The sequence below is a fragment of the Nitrospiria bacterium genome, assembly GCA_036397255.1.
GTDB lineage: Bacteria > Nitrospirota > Nitrospiria > DASWJH01 > DASWJH01 > DASWJH01.
In genome coordinates, this window is the sequence record DASWJH010000046.1 from 42054 (window position 1) to 58883 (window position 16830).

Annotated in this window: 17 protein-coding genes; 14 read left to right on the top strand and 3 right to left on the bottom strand. The window is 40.9% G+C overall.

Translation table 11 applies throughout. The annotated features are described in order from the left end of the window. The first annotated feature begins 1 nt into the window (after position 1). The 11 genes from lepB to VGB26_05730 all read left to right on the top strand — a co-directional run bounded on the left by lepB (position 2) and on the right by VGB26_05730 (position 11035). Positions 2-625 carry a signal peptidase I gene (gene lepB / locus VGB26_05680; protein ID HEX9757272.1) on the top strand — a complete coding sequence of 208 codons (624 nt, stop codon included), beginning with the start codon at positions 2-4 and terminating at the stop codon, positions 623-625. Between the two features lie 15 nt (positions 626-640). Beyond that, a complete protein-coding gene (gene rfaE1 / locus VGB26_05685; GenBank protein ID HEX9757273.1) occupies positions 641-1627 on the top strand; it encodes a D-glycero-beta-D-manno-heptose-7-phosphate kinase in 987 nt (328 codons plus the stop codon). After that, positions 1624-2400 (top strand): 3-deoxy-manno-octulosonate cytidylyltransferase, encoded by a 777-nt coding sequence (gene kdsB, locus VGB26_05690; protein HEX9757274.1) that lies wholly within the window; start codon positions 1624-1626, stop codon positions 2398-2400. The genes rfaE1 and kdsB overlap by 4 nt, the downstream gene beginning before the upstream one ends. 34 nt (positions 2401-2434) lie before the next feature. Continuing rightward, positions 2435-4042, top strand: coding sequence for a CTP synthase (locus VGB26_05695; GenBank protein ID HEX9757275.1), 1608 nt, complete (start codon positions 2435-2437; stop codon positions 4040-4042). A 3-nt stretch (positions 4043-4045) separates the two neighbouring features. Continuing rightward, positions 4046-4879, top strand: a complete 834-nt coding sequence (gene kdsA, locus VGB26_05700; GenBank protein ID HEX9757276.1) for a 3-deoxy-8-phosphooctulonate synthase — start codon at positions 4046-4048, stop codon at positions 4877-4879. Positions 4880-4930: 51 nt separating this feature from the next. Continuing rightward, on the top strand, positions 4931-5911 hold the full coding sequence (locus VGB26_05705) for a KpsF/GutQ family sugar-phosphate isomerase (GenBank protein HEX9757277.1): 981 nt from the start codon (positions 4931-4933) through the stop codon (positions 5909-5911). After that, positions 5908-6438 carry an HAD hydrolase family protein gene (locus VGB26_05710; GenBank protein HEX9757278.1) on the top strand — a complete coding sequence of 177 codons (531 nt, stop codon included), beginning with the start codon at positions 5908-5910 and terminating at the stop codon, positions 6436-6438. The genes VGB26_05705 and VGB26_05710 overlap by 4 nt, the downstream gene beginning before the upstream one ends. 183 nt (positions 6439-6621) lie before the next feature. After that, positions 6622-7176, top strand: coding sequence for a CDP-diacylglycerol--glycerol-3-phosphate 3-phosphatidyltransferase (pgsA, locus tag VGB26_05715; GenBank protein ID HEX9757279.1), 555 nt, complete (start codon positions 6622-6624; stop codon positions 7174-7176). A 23-nt stretch (positions 7177-7199) separates the two neighbouring features. Then, positions 7200-7802 (top strand): glycerol-3-phosphate 1-O-acyltransferase PlsY, encoded by a 603-nt coding sequence (plsY, locus tag VGB26_05720; GenBank protein HEX9757280.1) that lies wholly within the window; start codon positions 7200-7202, stop codon positions 7800-7802. A 354-nt stretch (positions 7803-8156) separates the two neighbouring features. Further along, complete coding sequence (locus VGB26_05725; GenBank protein ID HEX9757281.1) at positions 8157-9890, top strand: tetratricopeptide repeat protein; 1734 nt, start codon at positions 8157-8159, stop codon at positions 9888-9890. 29 nt (positions 9891-9919) lie between these two features. Continuing rightward, positions 9920-11035 (top strand): DUF4388 domain-containing protein, encoded by a 1116-nt coding sequence (locus tag VGB26_05730; protein ID HEX9757282.1) that lies wholly within the window; start codon positions 9920-9922, stop codon positions 11033-11035. A 318-nt stretch (positions 11036-11353) separates the two neighbouring features. Here the strand turns inward: VGB26_05730 and mtaB are convergent, their stop codons facing one another. The 3 genes from mtaB to miaB are packed head-to-tail and all read right to left on the bottom strand — an operon-like array spanning position 11354 to position 14385. After that, positions 11354-12673 (bottom strand): tRNA (N(6)-L-threonylcarbamoyladenosine(37)-C(2))-methylthiotransferase MtaB, encoded by a 1320-nt coding sequence (gene mtaB, locus VGB26_05735; protein ID HEX9757283.1) that lies wholly within the window; start codon positions 12671-12673, stop codon positions 11354-11356. Between the two features lies 1 nt (position 12674). Then, complete coding sequence (locus VGB26_05740; GenBank protein HEX9757284.1) at positions 12675-13079, bottom strand: VanZ family protein; 405 nt, start codon at positions 13077-13079, stop codon at positions 12675-12677. Beyond that, positions 13066-14385 (bottom strand): tRNA (N6-isopentenyl adenosine(37)-C2)-methylthiotransferase MiaB, encoded by a 1320-nt coding sequence (gene miaB, locus VGB26_05745; protein ID HEX9757285.1) that lies wholly within the window; start codon positions 14383-14385, stop codon positions 13066-13068. Before miaB ends, VGB26_05740 begins: the two co-directional genes overlap by 14 nt. A gap of 190 nt (positions 14386-14575) precedes the next feature. On the opposite strand from miaB, the gene rsmD reads away from it, so the two are divergent. The 3 genes from rsmD to VGB26_05760 are packed head-to-tail and all read left to right on the top strand — an operon-like array spanning position 14576 to position 16822. Beyond that, positions 14576-15130 (top strand): 16S rRNA (guanine(966)-N(2))-methyltransferase RsmD, encoded by a 555-nt coding sequence (gene rsmD / locus VGB26_05750; protein ID HEX9757286.1) that lies wholly within the window; start codon positions 14576-14578, stop codon positions 15128-15130. After that, complete coding sequence (coaD, locus tag VGB26_05755) at positions 15130-15621, top strand: pantetheine-phosphate adenylyltransferase (GenBank protein ID HEX9757287.1); 492 nt, start codon at positions 15130-15132, stop codon at positions 15619-15621. Before rsmD ends, coaD begins: the two co-directional genes overlap by 1 nt. 7 nt (positions 15622-15628) lie before the next feature. Further along, positions 15629-16822 carry a pyridoxal phosphate-dependent aminotransferase gene (locus VGB26_05760; protein ID HEX9757288.1) on the top strand — a complete coding sequence of 398 codons (1194 nt, stop codon included), beginning with the start codon at positions 15629-15631 and terminating at the stop codon, positions 16820-16822. The last annotated feature ends 8 nt before the right edge of the window (positions 16823-16830 follow it).

A 16830-nucleotide genomic window follows, 5' to 3' on the forward strand; every position in this document is an offset into this window, starting at 1 on the left:
CGTGGAAGAAGCAGAGGGAAGAAAAAAATCAGTACTAAGGGAATATGCAGAAGCCATCATTATTGCCATCATATTGGCCTTATTGATTCGAACATTCATTGTTCAAGCTTTTAAAATTCCTTCAGGGTCCATGATCCCTACACTCTTGGTGGGAGATCACATATTGGTCTGGAAAATTATTTACGGGATAAAAATTCCTTTTACCGATCAATATTTGATTGAATTTGGGGATCCCAAAAAAGGGGACATAATTGTTTTTAAATTTCCCAAGGATGAAGAAAAGGATTTTATCAAAAGGGTGATCGGGGAACCAGGGGATACCATTGAAGTTAGGGATAAAGAAGTTTTTTTAAATGGGAAACCTTTAGAAGAACCCTATGCCATTCATCAGGAATCCCACATTTTGCCGAGAGAATTTCAACCTCGTGATAATTACGGACCCATTGAGGTTCCTCCCTCTTCTTATTTTGTGATGGGTGACAATCGAGACCATAGTTTGGATAGTCGTTTCTGGGGTTTTGTGGACCACAACAAAATTAAAGGAAGGGCTTTTATCATCTATTTTTCCTGGAACGGGGAAGATAGCTGGATCCGATGGGATCGCCTTTTTAGTCTTGTTTCTTAAGGGACCTGGAAGAACTTGGGAAAAGGGTTAAGAAAATTTCTGAAAGAGTTTAAGAAGGCAAGAATCCTGGTTGTAGGGGATCTCATGCTGGATCATTTTATTTGGGGGAATGTAACCCGAATTTCCCCAGAGGCTCCCGTGCCGGTGGTCAATGTGACATCGGAAACCCATTTGTTAGGAGGGGCCGCCAATGTATACCATAATATATTGACCTTAGGAGGGCGGGTTAAGGTTTGCGGAGTGACGGGACAGGATGAATCCGGAAAAAATCTTCTTTCGATCATTCAAAACCAAGGAGGGAGTACGGAGGGAATCGTTCAATTACCCGGATATCCGACCATCCAAAAGACCCGAATTATTGCCCATAGTCAACAGGTGGTCCGCTTTGACCATGAAAAATCTGATTCTTTTTCCCAATCCACGATTGATGCCCTTTTGCTAACTGTTGAAAGAGAGTTAAAACAAACGGATTGTTTGGTCCTTTCCGATTATGCAAAGGGGGTTATTAATCCTCTTTTTATGGAGGGGCTCCACCAACTGCTTCAGCAATATCCCATCAAGGTGGTTGTGGATCCAAAGGTCAGTCATATGTTCCTATTTCGAAATACCACCATAATTACCCCAAACCATTTGGAGGCCTCCCAGGCAGCGGGGATTGAATTGAAAGGAACCGAGGATTTGATTAAAGCTGGTCAGTCTTTATTGGATAGATTAAAATGCCAGGCAGTGCTCATTACGAGGGGGGATCGGGGAATGAGTTTGTTTGAACCGGGGGGAAAAATAAATCATATACCCACAGTGGCAAAGGAAGTGTATGATGTCACAGGAGCAGGAGATACGGTGGTATCAGTTTTGGCTCTGTCTCTGGCCGCAGGGGCTTCCTTTACGGAAGCCGCATTGCTTTCAAACTATGCTGCGAGCATTGTGGTTGGAACAGTTGGTACCGCAACAGTAAAACCAGAACAATTGGATCAAATCCTTCAACAATCAGAAGAAAATTGAAAGTTGCCATTGTTATTCCGGCACGGCTAAAATCCACCCGTTTACCGGCTAAAATGTTGGTTGAAATAAACGGGAAAGCGTTGATCAGCCATGTTTATGAAAGGGCGAGTAAAGCTCCCAAGGTGGATCGTGTATTGGTGGCAACCGATAGTTCTGAAATTTTTAAACATATTAAAAAAGAAGGGGGGGAGGTCTACATGACTTCCACCAAACATCCGTCCGGAACCGACCGAATTGCTGAAGTGGTGGAAAGGGAAATTCGGGCAGACGTGATTGTTAATGTGCAGGGCGATCTTTTAATGGACAGTCCAAAAATGATTGAAGATGCCCTAAGCCCCTTTTTATCTCCACAGGGAAACCCCGTGATGACCACTCTTAAAAAATCGATTGTGTCCCATGAAGAACTCAATAGTCCTCATGTGGTCAAGGTGGTGACGGATGCGAAAGGGCGAGCCCTCTATTTCTCCAGATCTCGGATTCCCTTTCTTCGGGATACCGCTTCAGGAGAGGAATTCCCCCCCAATCTATATTTTAAACATTATGGCCTCTATGCTTACCAAAAGGATTTTCTTTTAACTTTTGTTAAACTACCACTTGGGAAACTGGAAATTTCAGAAAAATTGGAACAACTCCGAGCGTTAGAAAATGGTTATCCGATTGATGTGGTAGAGACCCAAACCGAAGGTTGGGAAATTGATACCCAAGATGATTTAGAACGGGTCCGGAAACTTTGGTGTGGAAAAAATTTTAAAACCAATGTGGAAAATCAATGAAACAGGTTCACTTTACAAAAAAAAATGAGGACCCATGGCAAAATACATCTTTGTAACCGGCGGAGTGGTCTCTTCTTTAGGAAAAGGCTTGGCATCGGCCTCTATCGGCAACCTCTTGGAAAGCCGAGGGTTAAAAATCTCTTTTTTAAAGTTGGACCCTTATATTAACGTAGACCCAGGGACCATGAACCCCTACCAGCATGGGGAAGTTTACGTTACAGAAGACGGTGCGGAGACTGATTTAGACCTTGGACACTATGAACGATATACCTCTGTCCGAATGTCAAAAGAAAACAATTATACCACAGGAAAAATCTACAACACTGTTATTAACAAGGAAAGACACGGGGATTATTTGGGTGGAACTGTCCAAGTGGTGCCACATATCACAGATGAAATAAAGGGATGTATCCAGAGAGCTGGGGAAGGAAATGATTTATTAATTGTGGAAATCGGCGGAACCATTGGAGATATCGAAAGCCTTCCTTTTCTGGAAGCCATTCGCCAGTTTCAATTTGATGTGGGAAGAGACCACGTAATTTATATCCATCTAACTCTCGTTCCTTATATCAAAACATCCGATGAGCTGAAAACGAAACCCACGCAACACAGTGTCAACAAGCTTCGAGAAATTGGTATCCAACCTTCCATCCTTTTATGCCGAACGGATCGCCATCTTCCATTGGAATTAAAGAAAAAAATAGCCCTGTTCTGTAACCTTGAACCAAATGAGGTGATAACGGCTCAGGACGTGGAAAATATTTATGAAGTTCCGCTTTTGTTAAATGAGGAGGGCTTGGATGATTTGGTGGTAAAAAAACTTTTCCTGAATTCCCGTCCCCCTAACCTTTCCAGCTGGAAAAAATTGGTTAAAAGCATGGAGAATCCGGAATATAACGTACGGATTGGATTGGTGGGAAAATATATTGAACTCAAGGAATCCTATAAAAGCCTTTGTGAAGCACTTCGGCATGGTGGCATAGCCAATAACGCAAAAGTAGAGGTGTGTTGGGTTGATGCGGATGATATTGAAAAAGGTAATCCAAGTGAAATTCTCCATGATCTTCCCGGAATTTTGGTTCCGGGCGGATTTGGGAACAGGGGAATTGAGGGAAAAATTACTGCCATCCGATTCGCACGGGAAAAACAAATTCCATTTTTTGGGATCTGTTTGGGAATGCAATGTGCCGTCATTGAATACGCCAAAAACGTTGGGGGAATAAAAGGGGCCAGCAGTACAGAATTTGGTGGGAAGCCAGATGATCCTGTTATTGATTTATTGCCCGATCAGAAAAACATCGATGAATTAGGGGGAACCATGAGATTGGGTGCTTACCCCTGTGTTATAGAAAAAGGGACTTTAGTTCATCATATTTATCAAACTCAAAAAATAAATGAAAGACACCGGCACCGGTATGAGGTCAACCCCGCTTACCACGAACGACTTCGAAAGGCGGGAATGATTTTTAGCGGGTTATCCCCTGACCGGCGGTTAGTTGAAATTATTGAGTTAAAAAATCACCCATGGTTTATTGCGTGCCAATTTCATCCTGAATTTCAATCAAATCCCCGTAAACCGCATCCCCTTTTTCAGCACTTTATTCAAGCCAGCCTTCATCGTCAAAATACAATGGAGGATTGACCCATGAATGCTCAGGGCAGATCAAAAAAAAATATTCGGGTCGGTTCCTTTCAATTGGGCCAGGGTTCGCCTTTATTTTTAATTGCGGGTCCTTGTGTGATTGAAAATGAAACCCTGATTTTAGAAACCGCTCATCAACTCCAAGAAATTACAAAAAAAGTTGGCATGCCCCTCATTTTTAAATCCTCCTACGATAAAGCCAACCGATCTTCAATCCATTCCTTTCGCGGGCCTGGAATTTCCAAGGGGTTAGACATTTTGAATAAGGTAAAGGAAAAATACGGCCTTCCTCTTTTGTCTGATGTCCATCAAATCGAAGATATTCCCATCGCTGCGGATGTTTTGGATATCCTTCAAATTCCTGCTTTTTTATGCCGCCAAACCGATCTTTTGGTTTCCGCTGCAAAAAGTGGCAAGGTTGTGAATGTAAAAAAAGGACAATTTCTGGCCCCATGGGACGCCAAAAATATTATTACAAAAATTGAAGAGGCTGGGAGTCAGAAAATTCTTTTGACGGAAAGAGGGAGTAGTTTTGGATACAATAACCTGGTGGCGGATATGCGATCCATTCCCATTTTAGGTCAATGGGGATACCCTGTTGTCTTTGATGCCACCCATAGCGTTCAATTACCAGGAGGGGGAGGAAATGTGTCCTCTGGTCAACGGGAATTTGTTCCTCATCTTGCCCGTGCTGCGGTGGCGGTTGGTTGCGATGGCCTTTTTATGGAGGTCCATCCTGATCCCGATAAAGCCCTTAGTGATGGGCCCAATATGGTGAGGCTGAAGGACCTTCAAAATCTTTTAGAGCAGGTTTCACGCATTCGAAATTCCCTTTAAACGTTAAAGAATCGAAGGGTAGACATCCTTTTATATTAATCTTTAAAAAAAATGATGAATTCGGAAGATTTAATAAGACAGGCCCAACGGGTGTTGGAAATAGAAGCACAAGCTATTTCCGGTTTATTACCCCGACTGGGTAATGAATTTATTCAGGCAGTCAATCTTTTATATTCCTGTCAAGGAAAAGTTGTAGTCACAGGAATGGGAAAGTCAGGCCATATTGGACAAAAAATTTCTGCCACGCTGTCCAGTACAGGTACCCCAACCTTTTTCCTTCACCCCGGGGAGGGGAAACATGGGGACTTGGGAATGGTAACCCGACAGGATGTTATGATCATTATATCCAATAGCGGGGAAACCGAAGAAATCATTGATCTTCTTCCTTTTTTTAAGCGTTTAAATGTCTCGTTAATTTCATTAACAGGGAAACCTCAATCAACCATTGGAAAGGTGAGCCAGGTAGTAATTGATGTGAGCGTGAAGGAAGAAGCCTGTCCCCTTCAATTAGCTCCTACTGCCAGTACGACCGCAACCTTAGCCATGGGAGATGCCTTGGCTATCGTCCTTCTTCAGAAACGAGGGTTCAAAGAACAGGACTTTGCCCTGTTTCATCCTGGTGGAATTTTGGGAAGACGTCTTCTGTTAAAAGTAGAAGATGTAATGCATACGGGAGAACAAATTCCAAGGGTTTTTGAGAATGCGCCAATGAAGGATGCTTTAATGGAAATTACATCAAAAAAACTTGGGGTTACCACAGTAACCAGTCCTTCAGGAGAGTTTAAGGGAATTATCACCGATGGTGATCTTCGGAGATGGCTGGAGCGGATTGATCACGGCCAGGAATTATTCAACCAGAAGGCAAAAGATATTATGACCCAAAATCCAAAAACCATTGACCGCGATGCCTTAGCGGCTCAAGCGGTTCTTCTTATGGAAAAATTTTCCATTACCTCCTTAATCATTGTGGTGGGGGGGAAAGCTTTAGGGATTGTTCATCTCCATGATTTATTAAAAAGAGGAGTTGTTTGAGTTTTAAATTCAACGATAAAAAAGGGGTTGGGTTCAAAAAACGGCTTCGAAAAATCCGTTATCTTTTATTGGATGTTGATGGGGTGTTAACCGACGGAAAAATTTATCTGGATGAGCAGGGAAAAGAGTTTAAGGTTTTTAATATTTATGATGGTCATGGCGTTTCTATGTTAAAAAAAAACGGTTTTGGAGTGGGATTGCTTTCCGGAAGAAAATCCAAGGCGGTTGGGGTTCGTTCCAAAGAGCTTGGCATTTCTGAGGTATACCAAGGGATTTCCAATAAACTAAAATGTTATCAAGGCTTTCTTCGAAAGCATAAATTGGAGGATGAACAGGTTGCCTATATGGGTGACGATTTAATTGACATCCCCATCATGAAGCTAGTGGGGTTTTCTGTTTCAGTTCCCAATGCAGTCAAAGAGGTAAAAGTCTTTGCTCATTATATTACCCAAAAGCGAGGAGGGGAGGGCGCGGTCCGGGAAATTGCTGATTTGCTGTTAAAAAAACATGGAAAATGGAAACATTGACCGGTTTTCGGTTTACCGTCCACTTCTTATGTTTTATTTATAAAGGAAAGCGGAAAAATAGAATTTTTAAAATTACCTTAAAAAAGGAACACTTCCCTTTTTTTAAAGGAGGCCGCCAAAGGTTAATATGGGCATGATCCTTATAGGTTTTTTTTCCTTTTCCGCGAAGAACAAAAAAAAACAATGGTCCTAAACCTCCCCAATTTTCTCTCCTTCTTTCGGATTCTTCTCATTCCCTTTTTTATCCAGATTTATCAGACCCCCTTCCAGGGGCACTTTCAACTTGCCGCACTAATTTTTATCGGGGCCTCCTTCACTGATCTTTTGGATGGTTTTTTAGCTCGACGGAGAGGCCAAGTCACCTCTTTGGGAAAACTACTTGACCCGGTTGCTGATAAACTTTTAATTGTTTCCGCTCTGATTATTTTAGTTTCGGGGGATCGGGTTTCGGTTTGGTTGGCCATCCTTCTAGTCGGTCGCGAGTTTGCCGTAATGGGTTTAAGGTCAATTGCCCTTACCGAAGGGATTTTTATTTCCGTTGAAAACACGGGAAAATATAAAATGGTTCTCCAAACCTTTGGAATTTTTTTCCTCATTCTGGATCGTTCAATACCCTGGATGGAGGTTGCCCTAATTGGAAATATTTTGCTGTGGGCTGCCGCTATTTTAGCCTTAATATCGGGGGCACAATATTTTTATCGTTATTGGAAAGAGATGAGGATGAAAAATTTGAGCTAAAGGTATTGGGGTGAATAAAAAAAATGGATTCTATTTTAAATGGATTAATGGTTATCTTCTCATATGGAATTGGGAATATTCCATTCGGTTTATGGGTGACCCGGAGGCAAGGGGATAATTCCCTAGAGACCAGCGGGAGTGGAAATATTGGTGCGACCAATGTCTTGAGGGTTTTCGGAAAAAAAGCGGCATTGTTAACGTTATTAGGTGATATTGGAAAAGGGGTTCTTGCTGTTGTTTTAACGAGGTATATAACGGGTCAACTGGAATGGGAGGTGGCCTCTGGACTGGGCGTGGTTCTTGGGCATGTCTACCCCGTTTTTCGAAAAGGAAAACGAGGGGGGAAAGGCGTTGCAACAGGTTTTGGTGTTTTGATGGTTTTAAATTTCCGAGTTGGGTTCCTAACGTTTCTCATTTGGGGTTTAACTGTAGGCATCTGGCGTTACTCCTCTTTAGGCGCCATAGTTTCATTTGCTTTCTTTCCAGTGATTGTCATCTTGATCTATCCTTCCCAACCCTTAATCTATTTTTCCATTTTTTTATTCCTTATCATCCTGAATCGTCATTGGGGAAACGTACAGCGGTTGGCGTCAGGAAAGGAGCCCAAGCTGGGGTCTTCAAAGTGATTGAGGGATTCCGGGGAGATGGGAATCGTTTTCGGTCTAAACCGTGAATTTTTTTAAAACATTGTGTTTTTTGATTAAATTGCCCGATCTGGGGTTCAATGCTATATTTACATAAATATAAGTTTTTCCTAACTTTTAACCTTTCCTATGGGAAAATATCTATCAGTTATTCTAATCGTTTTAATTTACCTTGTACCTGTCTCCCTTCAGGCAGAAGAAATTTCTGATGAAGGGGGGGAACAACCAGAAATAACCTCTAAGGTATCCTCCAACCCCCCTCCACTAAATAGTAACTTAAATAGCCTTTATTTTTCGGGTCTTCTACTCCCCCCTAAAATTAATATTTTGTTAGAAATGCGCCAGGACCTCCTTTCCCAGGGGGACCAACAAGGAAGTAATGCCATTCTTCTCATTATTCAGATCCTAAAAGAAAGAGAAGGGATTCAAAACCTAAAACACCTTTCCCAAATCCTCCTATGGGAAGCCACAGAGGCATTTCAGAAGGGAGACCCGCTTCAAGGCAATGCTTTAATTGTGGCGGCATTGAAAATTTCACCTGATTTTCCTCCTGTTTACACCTATATTTCCCGGAAAGGATGGTCTGTTCAACCTTGGAATATTTTTGAAAATATTTCCAATTCACTAAAAGCCTTAAAAATGAACTTCAATGATTTTTGGTATTTTTTAAGTTTTATACGGGTTTTATTGGCAGCTTTATTAATCAGTTTTCTTCTATTTAACACCATTTTTATTTTACTAATTCTTTTGAGATCCTTTCCAAGTTTAGTTCATACATCTTGGGAATGGAGTGGGAAAAAAATTTCGGTTTTTAACCAATGGGGGTTGGTCCTATTACTATTCCTTTTTCCACTTTTTTGGGATTTACCCTTCTTCTGGATTCTCCTTTTTTGGATGAGTATAGCCTGGTTTTTTTCAAGCCGCGCAGAGAAAACAGTCATGGTCTCAGGGGGAGTCATTTTACTGATCTTTTTATATACAGGACCTATTTGGGGGGTTTTTTATACTGCCGAGGAGGATCACACCCTTCAAGTAATGGCAGATTCTGTAAAGGGTGAATGGATTTCTAAAGAACGGATTATGGAAGATTCACTTGAGCAAGCCCCATGGCACATGCAATTTACCGCTGCAACCATTAAAAAAAGGGAGGGAGCCTGCGATGAGGCCGTTTCTATGTATCAACAACTGCTTAGGAAAACCCCCAGGAAAGAGAAACCTTTAATTTTAAATAATTTAGGGAATTGTTTCTTTTATCAAAGGCAATTTGAGAATGCAATCCGGACTTACCAGAGTTCTATTCAGGAATTTCCTTCTTTTGTTGCACCCTATTATAATTTGAGTCAAACCTATCGGGAGAAACTGGATTTTGATAAAGGAGAAAAAATCTATCAAAAAGCCCTTGAGCAAAATGAGGAAAAGGTTTCTCACTTTTCATTTTTAAGTACCCTCGGCAACCAATATCAAGTCATTGATCAAACCTTTGGGTTGGATGAAATCTGGAAGCAGGTTTTAGTTCAACGGGAGGGGGGTATTTCAAAAAAGGTATGGAGAATATTGGTGGGGGAGCACCCCCAAATTCAAGTGATCTATATTCTTTTAGGTTGGTTTAGCCTGCTGATGTTTTGGGTATACAAAGGACCCCAAATGAGAATAACCAAAAATTGCCAATTCTGCTCAAAGACCATTTGTAAAAAATGCCAACGTCATTTAATGGACCACACGGCATGCCTTACATGCTGGAGTGAATTAAAAGGAAAACCCGTTACTTTTTTTGCTAAAAACCACAAAAAAGGGGTTAGTGAAGGTATTGGGATTCCACTTATTTTAGGTGGACTGCTTCTCCCCGGAAGTACTCCGATTTTAATTCATAAATCCATAAAAGGGGCTATTTGGTTAATACTTTTTTTATTTTTCCTGGCTTTTTTCCTTCTTAAACAAACAGGGATATTTATGGTTTCCGATGGGATAAATTTAATTCAGGGAACAGGAAGTTTAATTCCCTGGGTTTTATTTTTTGGAATAGGTGCAATGAGTTTGGTTTTAGATCTTAAAAGGGATTTAAAAATTTAACCCCTTGTTTTTCCTGGAGAATATTTAAAGTGGCTCTTGAGGGATCAATTAAAGATTTCGGCCTTGCAGAAATATTACAGCTAATTTTTCTGCAAAGAAAAACGGGTATCTTAACCCTGAAGGGGGGAGAGGATCAGGCAACAATCTTATTTGATAAAGGTTTAATTGTTGACGCCTCATCCTCCGAAAGGGGTGCCGTTGAAAAACTTGGAGAGATCTTGGTCAGGGCAAACCGAATCGATAAGGCACAACTTAAGGAATTTTTAAAGGACCAGGATATTGCCAAAGAGAAACTCGGACAAATTATTTCCGAAAGCGGTTTAATTAAAAATGAAGATATCAAAAAGGCCTTAAGTCTTCAAAAACATGAGCTTATTTATAGTCTTTTTCGCTGGAAAGAAGGAAATTATCATTTTGAACAGAAACCTTTACGATTCCAAAATGACATCCCCCCTTTGAATACGGAATTTATTTTAATGGAAGGCATTAGGAGATTAGATGAATGGCCTTTTTTAGAAAAGGTCCTTCCCTCAAAAGGGCTTATTTTAAAAAAGGTTGAGGGAAAAAAGGAATTCCTTTCATTAAAGAATGAAGAGCCCGAAATTGATTTTGATATTTTAGAGGGGGTTCCGGAAGGAAAAACCGATGGATATCAATTAAACCCTGATGAATTTGAAGTCTATCACCTAGCGGATGGGGAAAGAGATGTTCGAACCATTATTAAATTAAGTCCTATAGATGATTTTGAAACATCCAAAGTTTTATCGAATTTGGTTACCACAGGTATCATTGAAATTATCGGGGAGAAAAAGCCAGAAATTATTAAAAGAGAGTTATTTTCTAAAAAATTGGGATTAAATAATCAGTTAAAGGAAAAAACAATTAATGGCTTAATAGGCATAATTATTTTTTTATCAATTTTATCCGTTGGATATAAAATTTTTTTAAACTATAACATTAAATTTGATTCATCAATTAGTGAATTTTTAAAGAAAAAAAGGGAGAAAATAGTTATTAAACAGATGGAGCTATATAGGATTCGCAATCAAAAAGAAAATCCCTCAATTGAAAATTTAAAAATAAAACAATATGGTTTTTTTTTAAAAGGAATGCCATTTGAGGGGGGAAAAGAGGAAGAACCTTGAAAACACTCTTTTCCTACTTTACATAATATATATTATCAGAAGTATTATCAAAAGAAGGAATCACCTCTTTAAGTAAACATCCCTCCTTTTTTCAATAATTATTAACAATATTTGTGGAAAACCTGTGGTTAAGGTTGTGAAAACAGACAATGAAAGGTTATTCTGATTGGGTTCTAGCGGTTTGCATATTTTTAAGGCATTAAACTTTAAACTTTTTCAAAAGGTTAAATATAAAAAGGTGAAGGAGAATGATAGGAGGTTTTAGACCAGAAGGAAAGGACCCCAAGGGGCTTGTAGGAACCAAAAATTCATCCCTTTTTATTGATTTTGATATTGCCGACTGGGAAGAGATCCAAAAATCTGCCCATTGACAACAGAAACAATTTGAATATTTATGACCTGCCCTATACAGGAATTACCAAAAACACTTTCCCCTTTTAAATGGACCTTGAGGTAGTTATGGGATAATCCAACGGGTCCTTTTTCTCCCTTTAACATTACAAAGGGTAGCGTTCGTCCAATAAATTTATTTTTAAAAAGCTCCTCCTTCTGCTTGGATAAAACCCTTAAACGTTCGGCGCGATCTTTTTTTTGTAGATCCGGAACCTGATTTTTCATTCTTGCTGCCGGGGTTCCCGGCCGATTGGAAAAAGGAAAAACATGAAAAGAAGTGATGGGAAGGGAACTCAAAAGTTGATATGTATTTTCAAATTGAGGCAACCCTTCCCCCGGAAAACCCACCATCACGTCCGTTCCGATAAAAAGGTCATCCATTTTCTTTTTTAATTCGTTAACCAGACTAATGAAAAAACCTGTTGTATACCCCCTTCTCATTCGTTTTAAAATCAAATCATCCCCGCTTTGGAGTGGAATGTGAAGGTGGTGGCATAAATTTGGAAGATTGCACAGTGTTTCAATCAGTTCAGAGTTAAAATCCTTCGGGTCAATGGAACTTAAACGAATTCTGGATAATTGGGTTCGGGTCGAAATTTCTTGGAGCAATGTTGCCAGTGATACCTTTGGGTGAATATCCCTTCCATAGGCCCCGAGGTATACCCCCGTCAAAACAATTTCATTGTAGCCCTTGTTTACCAAAAGAGTAATTTGATCAATAATTTGTTGGGGAGGTAAACTTCGGCTTGGGCCTCTGGCTTTTGGAATAATACAAAAAGTACATCGAAAATTACATCCATCCTGAACCTTTAGGAATACCCTGCTTCGATCACGTTCCCCATCCACAAAGGGTTGTTGGAGGTTTTTCCCCTCCTCAAACCCATTAACTAAGGTTTGAGGTTCGGCGGCCCCGCACCCTTCTAAATACTCCAGAATGTTTTTCTTATAGGCGTTTCCTAAAACCACATCTACACCGGGAATCGATTTAATTTCATCGGGATAGGTTTCTGCATAACAACCGGTAACGATAATTCTGGCTTTTGGATTTTGGCGAACGGCTTTTCGCACCAATTGCCGGGATTGGTAATTGCTTTTGAGGGTAACGGTACAGGTGTTAATAATGTAAACATCGGCCCGGGTATCAAAGCCAACAATTTGATAACCCTTTCCCCCAGCCAAACTTTCCATCATGGTGGTATCGAATTGATTAACTTTACACCCAAGGGTGGCGAAGGCGACCTGCATATTAGATTTGCTTTTTATTTTTTAAAGAAAGGAACAGACCGATCACCAGGGTTCCTAAAATGGCCCCGGTGGTATTGGCAATCAGATCGAAAAAATCCGGAAAACGGGATGGAACAAAAGACTGGTGAAATTCATCTGTAATCCCGTAAATCAAACAAAGAAAAACCACCCAAATTCCAATAAACCGCATTAACGGTTTTGATAGAGAGATATACAGTGCCCGGTAAAGAAGGATTGCCAAAATTGCATATTCACCAGCGTGGAAAACCTTATCAAAAAAAGGAAAGGGGCTTTTTAAATTTCGTAAGGATAGAGATGAAAGGTAATAGATAATTCCCAAATACAAAATAACAAGGCCCCAGTAAAAAAAAAACCGTTTGGGTTGCCCCAGTTCAAATTTTATCACAGAGCTCCCCATCAAAACTGTAGGACTTAACATTGGTAATTTTAACTTTAACCAGCCTTCCACTTAAACTCCTGTCCCCTTTAAAATTAATTACCTTATTGGTTCGGGTGCGCCCGGATAGACGATCTAAATTTAACTTACTTGGCCCTTCCACCAGGACTTCATGGGTTTGACCCACAAAACGCTGGTGTCCTTTTTCGGTGATTTCCCGTTGAAGGTTAAGCACATCCTGTAAGCGTTGCTTTTTGATTTCATTTGGGATTTGTTCGGAGAAATTCAGGGCGGGGGTATTGGGTCGGTGAGAATAGGTAAAACAAAAAACACCATCGAACTGGATTTCCCTTAACCCATTTAAGGTTTCCTGAAAATCATTTTCTTTTTCACCTGGAAAACCAACGATTATATCCGTAGTCAAACTAATATTTGGAATAGCTTCTCGAAGTTTGGTTATTTTCTTGAAGTATTCTGAATAAGTGTAGGCCCGCTGCATTCGTTGCAGAATGGAGTTCGACCCGGATTGAAGAGGAAGGTGAAGGTGTTCACAGATTTTTGTCAGGGTAGCGATTGCATGAATCAGTTTATCGGAAAGATCCCATGGATGGGAAGTGATAAAACGGATCCGCTCGATCCCTTCAATGTTGTTCAAAGCTTTTAACAGGTCCGGAAAATCTCCCTGCGAGTTTTCGCTTTTCCCGTATGAATTGACATTCTGACCCAATAACGTTATTTCCTTGAAACCCGAGCGTGAAAGCCCGTCTATTTCAGTGACAATTTCCTGAATTGGACGACTGATCTCCCTCCCCCGGGTATAGGGAACCACGCAATAGGTACAAGACTTATCACAGCCTTCCATAATGGAAACCCATGCCTTGATTTTTCCTTGGCGTTGGGATGGGTAAGGCCGTAAATATGGGGTATCTTCCAATGCAGCGATTTTTTGTTTTCTTTTTTGGACAGCCTCCAGCAATAATGGAAGCCGCCAAATATTTTTGGAATTAAATATCAAATCGACCCCAGGACTGCGATGAAAAATACGACTCCCCTCCTGTTTGGCCATACAACCTGCAACCCCGATGATTAAAGAGGGATTTTTTTTCTTCAGTTTTTCCATTCGTCCCAGATCACTGTATGCTTTTTGATCCGCTTTTTCCCGAATGCTACAGGTATTTAAAAGTGCAAGATCGGCATTCTCCGGATGTTCAGTGGTGGTATAACCCAATTCGGAAAGGATTCCCATGATCCGTTCGGAATCATGTTCATTCATTTGACAGCCAAAGGTTTTGAGGTATACCAGGGAATTGGTCATGGACAATAACCCTAAAGTTTATATTTTTTAAAATCCTCTTATCTTAATTTCGAACGACTAAAAGGTCAAGTCAATTTCTTCTCACACATGACGCCCCCCTCAAAACCCGGCTTGACTTAAACGGAGGGGCTATGTTAATTTAAATTTCCTTTTTGTTTTAGGGCAGTTAGATAAGTGCTGCTGAGGGGTGATGAGGGTAATTGCAGGGGATTTAAAAGGATACCGTCTTTCTACTCCAAAAGGTTACCCCCTTCGGCCCACAAGCGATCGGGTCAAAGAAGCACTCTTTCAAATTTTAGCGGACAGTGTACAGGGGGTCCATTTTCTTGACCTTTTTTCAGGAACCGGAAACGTGGGGATTGAAGCCATCAGCCGCGGTGCTCATCATTCGCATTTTGTGGAGAGTCATCCCAACCATCTATCGGTAATCAGGGCCAATATTGAGAAATGTGGGATTCGAGAAAAAACGACCCTTTATCCCCTTCATGTGGTTACGTTTTTAAAAAAAGCCATCCACCGCAAGGAATGTTTTGAAATCATTTTTTTGGATCCGCCCTATTTTGAAGATGAGGCCCAAGAGGTACTATTAAGACCGGAATTGGGGGAAATTTTAAAAGACCCAGGGTTGTTGATTATTGAGCACTTTCATAAGCGACCCATCTTAAAAGTACATCCGGGTTTAAGCAAAGGAAAGGAATATCGCTACGGAGATTCCATTTTATCTTTTTTCAGGAAGGGGCCCTAATGAGAAAGGAAAAACTAGGAGTTTATCCTGGAACCTTCGATCCCGTGACCAATGGTCATGTGGATATTGTTAAGCGGAGTTTAAAGGTATTTGACCAGGTGGTTGTGGCGGTCGCGGGAAATCCAAAAAAACAACCCCTTTTCGATTTTAAGGAGAGGGTTCAAATGGTGGAGCAAGCCCTGAAAGGGGTGGAAAATGTTCGAGTGGAAGAATTTGAAGGGCTTTTGGTCAACTATAGTCACTCCAAAGGAGCCATTGCCATTATCCGGGGTCTCCGTGCCGTTTCCGATTTCGAATATGAATTTCAAATGGCCTTGATGAATAGAAAGTTAGATTCAAAAATTGAAACGGTTTTCCTAATGCCCAGTGAAGAGTATTCTTACCTCACATCAACCATCATTAAAGCCGTGGCAAGCTATGGAGGAGATGTAAAGGATTTGGTCCCCCCTCTGGTAGAGAAAAGGCTTGGCCAGGTGTTTAAGCGAGCCTGATTTTTCAATGAAACTTGCCAAACGAATCCTTTCGATCCAGCCCTCCCCCACATTGGCCATTAGTGCCAAAGCCAAAGCATTAAAGGCAAAAGGCCTACCGATCATCGATTTAGGTGTGGGTGAACCTGATTTTGATACCCCTCAAAAAATAAAGGAATCGGCCATTCAGGCCATTCTCGAAGGGTGGACCAAATACACCCCATCCGGGGGGTTCCCCGAGCTAAAAAATGTTATTTGTGAGAAGTTAAGACGGGAAAATAAAGTTGAATATGACCCCAGTGAAATTATTGTTTCCTGCGGGGCAAAACATAGCCTTTTTAACATTTGCCAGGTCCTTTTCGAGGAAGGTGATGAAGTCATCATTCCTGCCCCCTACTGGGTTTCCTATGTGGATCAGGTGGTTTTCCACGGGGCCACTCCGGTTATCCTTTCTACTCGTATGGAAGATCAGTTCCTCCTAAACCCCCAGGAATTAGAAAGACATATCGGTCCAAAAACCCGTGCCTTGATTATCAATACCCCTTCTAATCCCACCGGTGCCGCCTATCCCAAAGATAAACTCGAGGCCATTGCTGAAATTGCCCTTCGACATCAGCTTTTAATTATTTCGGACGAAATCTATGAAAAAATAACCTATAATGGTTTTAATCATGTGAGCCTTTCATCCCTGAGCCCCGCCATTAAAAGCCAAACCCTTTTGGTCAATGGGGTTTCGAAATCTTTTGCCATGACCGGATGGCGAATTGGTTATACCGCAGGACCTAGTAATATTATCCAAGCCATGGATAATATTCAAAGCCAAAGCACATCAAATCCGACCTCTATCTCACAAAAGGCCGCCATCACCGCCCTTCAAGGGTCCTCCGAGGGTATAAATGAAATGGTTAAAGAATTTGACCGCCGCCGGCGGTTTGGGGTTGAACAATTAAATCAAATACGGGGTGTGGTGTGTTTTAACCCCCCAGGCGCATTTTATCTGTTCCCAGATGTTTCTAAATATTTGGGTCGTTCCTTTCAAGGAAAAAAAATGAATAATTCCTCAGATCTTGTAGAATTTCTTCTTGAAAATGCCCAAATTGCCTTAGTGCCGGGAGAAGCCTTTGGCGCCCCTAAGCATATTCGGATTTCCTATGCGACTTCCTTGGAAAATTTAAAAGAAGCGCTTAAACGGTTGGAACAGTCCCTTTCAAAATTATCTTAACTTTAAAA